The organism is Falsiroseomonas oryzae, from assembly GCF_027856955.1.
In the GTDB taxonomy this organism is placed as follows: domain Bacteria; phylum Pseudomonadota; class Alphaproteobacteria; order Acetobacterales; family Acetobacteraceae; genus Falsiroseomonas; species Falsiroseomonas oryzae.
This window is the reverse complement of the sequence record NZ_JAPSMD010000442.1, coordinates 1-4,324: the sequence shown is the minus strand read 5'-3', so window position 1 is coordinate 4,324 and position 4,324 is coordinate 1. Positions and strand designations below refer to the sequence as shown.

General features: G+C 72.2%; 5 protein-coding genes. 3 read left to right on the top strand and 2 right to left on the bottom strand.

Annotation, left to right across the window (positions count from 1 at the left end):
• The 3 genes from OZN99_RS26540 to OZN99_RS26530 form a co-directional block, all read left to right on the top strand.
• The coding region (locus OZN99_RS26540) for an SDR family NAD(P)-dependent oxidoreductase (RefSeq protein WP_270938240.1) at positions 1-687 on the top strand (687 nt) is incomplete at its 5' end.
• A gap of 14 nt (positions 688-701) precedes the next feature.
• Positions 702-878 (top strand): hypothetical protein, encoded by a 177-nt coding sequence (locus OZN99_RS26535; protein ID WP_270938239.1) that lies wholly within the window; start codon positions 702-704, stop codon positions 876-878.
• Between the two features lie 59 nt (positions 879-937).
• Entirely contained in the window at positions 938-1,636 is a 699-nt protein-coding gene (locus OZN99_RS26530; protein ID WP_270938238.1) for an EthD domain-containing protein, read from the top strand.
• Positions 1,637-1,648: 12 nt separating this feature from the next.
• Here the strand turns inward: OZN99_RS26530 and OZN99_RS26525 are convergent, their stop codons facing one another.
• Entirely contained in the window at positions 1,649-3,274 is a 1,626-nt protein-coding gene (locus OZN99_RS26525; RefSeq protein ID WP_270938237.1) for a hydantoinase B/oxoprolinase family protein, read from the bottom strand.
• Positions 3,274-4,324 (bottom strand): hydantoinase/oxoprolinase family protein (locus tag OZN99_RS26520; protein ID WP_270938236.1); only part of this gene is annotated, 1,051 nt, incomplete at its 5' end. The genes OZN99_RS26520 and OZN99_RS26525, both read right to left, overlap by 1 nt.

Below are 4,324 nucleotides of genomic sequence, written 5' to 3'. Positions count from 1 at the left end.
CTCGGCGCGGCCGCGGCCCTGGCCGCCGCCGGCGCGCATGTCGTCCTGGCCGCCCGGTCCCGCAGCGAGATCGAGGAGGCGGCGGCGGCGATCCGCGCCGAGGGCGGCTCCGCCGAGGCGCTGGTGATGGATGTGTCCGACCTCGGCGGCGCGCAGGCGCTGATCGCCGCGGCAGGGCCGTTCCATGCGCTGGTGAACAACGCCGGCACCAACCGTCCCGCGCCCTTCCCGGAGGTGACCGTGGAGGATTTCGACGCGGTGATGGACCTGAATGTCCGCTCTGCCTTCTTCGTGGCGCAGGCCGTGGCGAAGGGCATGATCGCGGCGGGCATCCCGGGCGCCATCGTGCATGTCTCCTCGCAGATGGGCCATGTCGGCGGCGCGCGGCGCAGCGTGTACTGCGCGTCGAAATGGGCGCTGGAGGGCATCGCGCGCGCCATGGCCATCGACCTGGCGCCGCACGGCATCCGCGTGAACACGCTGTGCCCCACCTTCATCGAGACGCCGCTGACCCGGCCCTTCTTCGCCGACGAGACGTTCCGGGCGAGCGTGCTGCAGAAGATCAAGCTCGGACGGCTCGGGCAGGTGGAGGACCTGATGGGGGCGATCCTGTTCCTCTGCTCGGATGCCGCCGCGCTGATGACCGGATCCTCGCTCCTTGTCGACGGCGGCTGGACGGCCGAGTAGGCCGCGGGAGACAGATGCGCGGGCGCGCCGAACTGCGCCTCAAGGTCGGCGTTCGTGACCGCATGTCGATCATGCATCCCAACCACGACCGCGCCCATCCGCCCCAGCTGCCCTGGGCCTTCCCGGCCATTGCGGGAACTGCCGTTGTCGCGGTGATCCTCATGGCCCTGCTGGAGCGCGTTGCCGGATAGGCGGTGCAACACCGGCCGGTCGATACGCAAGAGGCCACGCCTCTGCTATCGATGCGGTCATGGCCAAGCACCGCCTGTTCCTTGCCGCGCCGTCAGGCGCAGACCGAGCCGCGTTCCGGCAGGACGTGCTCTCGCGCGTCGGGCCCGGCCTGCGGCAGGCGGTCCCCGCTCTCGAGGCATTGTCCGTCGATCTCGTGGACGCCACGCCGGAGCAGCCGCCCTGGCAGCGGCCCGGCGAGCCTGCGGCGACGGTGGAGCCGGCCTTCGACGCGGTGCTGGACCTCTGGGGTGACCCGGTTGTGCTGGACGATGCGCTCGGCTGGGTCGGTGCGGCCGCCGGCGATCCACTCCATGCGTCGGCCCGGGTGATCGAGACGGTCGAGAAGGACGCGCTGCCGCGTCCGGCCGGCCAGGTCGCGCCCGGCGTGAAATTTCTCTCCCTCATGACGTTCCACGACGACCTGCCCCCGGCCGTGGCACAGCGACTATGGGCGCATCATGCCGGGCTTGCGCTGCGCGTGCATGTCGGCATGGCGCGCTACGTGCGCGACTGGGTCGCGGAGCTGGCGCCGCCGGCGCTCCCCGTGCCGCGCTTCCAGGGCATCGCCGAGCTGCATTTCCCCTCGGTCGAGGCGATGACCGCGCACTGGTTCGACTCCGAAGCCGGGCGCGCGGCGATCGTGCACGATGTCGGGCACTTCCTGGCGCGGGCGACGCGCCTCTACACTACGGAGCATGTGCTGAAGGCGCCGGGCTGAGCCGACGGCGCTTCAGACGTAGCCCATCCGGCGGTCTCGTTCCGAGGCGTCGGCGGCGCGTTCGGCCGCCGGCCCGAAGCCGCCGCCGCCCGAGGTTTCCAGCCGCACCACGTCGTTGCGCTGCAGCGGCAGGTTGTCGGTCTTGGGCGGGATCGGCGTCTCCTGCCCATCCCGCCGCAGCACCAGGGCGCCCCGCGCCGCCGGGCCGCCGCCGGCCAGCCCGTAGGGCGCGTGGTCGAAGCGGTCCATGTTGGCGGTGAAGAAGCAGCGCGGGCTGTCCACGCGCCATTCGCGAATCAGGCCGAGGCCGCCACGGAAGCGCCCGGCGCCGCCGCTGCCGTCGCGCAGGCCGTAGCGGACCACCGTCAGCGGCATCTGCGCCTCGATCATCTCGATGGGGATGTTGCTGTTGTTGTGCATGCCGGCGGCATAGGCGTTGACGCCATCCTTCGACGGATGCGCGCCGGAGCCGCCGATCTCGATCTCCACCAGCACCTCGCGCGCGCCGGTCTCCGCCACCGTCTGGAAGGTGGTGACGTAGCTGTTGCCGTAGTAGGCGGCCGGGATCAGGTCGGGCACCGCCTGGTGCAGCGCGCCCATCATGGCGTTCAGCAGGCGATGCCCCACGGCGATCCGGTGCGCGACCGGGGCGGGATGGCGCGCATTCACCACCAGGCCCTCCGGCGCCACGATGGTGATGGGCCGATAGCAGCCGGCACTCATGTGCAGCGAGGGATCGGCGCAGCACATCAGCGCGAACATCACGGCCGCATTGGTGCTGGCGAGCGTCGCGTTGATCGGGCCGGCCGCCTGCGGCGAGCAGCCCGAGAGGTCCACATGCGCGGTCTCGCCGCTGATGGTCAGCCTGACGTGCAGGCGGATCGGCTGGCCGAGCGCGATGCCGTCGTCGTCCAGGAAGTCCTCGAACTCGTATGTGCCGTCGGGCATGCGGCCGATCGCCGCACGCATGCCGGCCTCGCTCATGTCCAGGATGCGCGCGCCGGCCTCGATCATCGCGGCCGCGCCGAAGCGGCGGGCGACGCGCAGCACGGCGGCCGCGCCGACCTCGAGGCTGGCGAGCTGGGAGGAAAGGTCGCCGAGCAGCAGGTCGGGCTTGCGGACGTTCTGGCGGATCATCGCCCAGACGCCCTCGTTGCGCCGACCGCCCTCGATCAGCTTGACCGGAGGGATGCGCAGCCCTTCCTGGAAGATCTCGGTGGCCTTGGCGGCATAGCTGCCGGCGGCCAGGCCGCCCACGTCGATGTGGTGGCAGAGCGTGCCGACGAAGGCGATCCGGTGGCCGTTGTGGAACACCGGGCGGAAGGCCAGGATGTCCGGCAGGTGCTGGCCACCGCAATAGGGGTCGTTGAAGATCACCACGTCGCCCTCGCCCCAGGCGTCCGGCGGCACGTGCTCGGCCAGCAGCGTGCGCAGCGCATGCGTCATGGAGTTCAGGTGGCTCGGGATGCGCGCGGACTGGGCCAGGTTCCGGCCCTCCGCGTCGAAGACGGCGGTGGAATAGTCCAGCAGCTCGCGCACGATGGTGCTGCGGCTGGTGCGCCAGACCGTGACGTCCATCTCCGCTGCGGCGGCGGTCAGCGCGTTGCGGATGACCTCGATCTCGATGGGTCCGAGCATCAGGCGCTCCTCCGCGCAACGATGGCGCCATCCGGGTGCAGCCGCGCGGTCCAGCCACGCCCGATGACATGGGTGGCGAAGGCTTCCTCAATGATGGCAGGGCCGGCGACCGCATCCTCCGCACGCAGCGCCTCGCGCATCCAGACCGGCCAGTCTCGCGGGCCGTCCGCTTCCCAGGCGCGACGCGTCGCGGGCGTCGCGGTGGCAGCCGGCGGCTGCGGCGCGCTTTCCGCCGGCTTCTCGAGGCGGCCGATCGCGGCGGCGCGCAGCGTCACGATCTCCACCGGTTCCCGTTCCGCCGCGTAGGAGAAGCGGGCGCGGTGCGCGGCGTGGAAGCGGGACAGCAGGGCGGGCAGGTCGGGCGCTTCGGGCCAGGGGACGAGCAGCTCGAAAGCCTGGCCGCGGTAGCGCAGGTCGGCGGAGAGCTCCACGGCGCGGCTGCCCTCCGGCATGCCGTCCTCCACCAGCCGCTGCAGCGCCTCGGCCCGCAGCCCGTCCAGCGCCGCCGCGATCTGCGGCAGGTGCGCGGCATCGGCCGGAAAGAGGCGAGAGCGTGCGAGGTCCTGCACCAGGTCGGAGAACAGGATGCCATAGGCGGAGAGCGTGCCGGGCTCGCGTGGGAAGATCACCTCCGCAATGCCGAGTTCGTCGGCGACCTCCGTGGCGTGCAGGCCGCCGGCGCCGCCGAAGGAGAGCAGGGCGAAGTCGCGGGGATCGAGCCCCTTCTCGAACAGCGAGAGGCGCACCGCGGCCGCCATCTGCGCGTTGGTCACACGCAGCACGCCTTCGGCCGCCTGCTCGACGGACAGGCCGAGCCTGTCGCCGATGGCGCGCTGCATGGCAGCCCGAGCGGCCTCCAGTTCCAGCTTCATCGCGCCGCCGAGGAAGAAGTCGGGATCGAAGCGGCCGAGCACGGCATTGGCATCGGTCACCGTCGGCTCCGTGCCGCCGCGGCCGTAGCAGACCGGGCCGGGACGCGCGCCGGCGCTGCGTGGCCCGGCCGTGAGGCGGCCGGCGGCGTCCACCGCGGCGATCGAGCCGCCGCCGGCG

Bases quoted from the DNA above. Each gene is read 5' to 3' on its own strand.
- OZN99_RS26535 (WP_270938239.1), top strand. From the start codon at position 702: ATGCGCGGGCGCGCCGAACTGCGCCTCAAGGTCGGCGTTCGTGACCGC.
- OZN99_RS26530 (WP_270938238.1), top strand. From the start codon at position 938: ATGGCCAAGCACCGCCTGTTCCTTGCCGCGCCGTCAGGCGCAGACCGA.
- OZN99_RS26525 (WP_270938237.1), bottom strand. From the start codon at position 3,274: ATGCTCGGACCCATCGAGATCGAGGTCATCCGCAACGCGCTGACCGCC.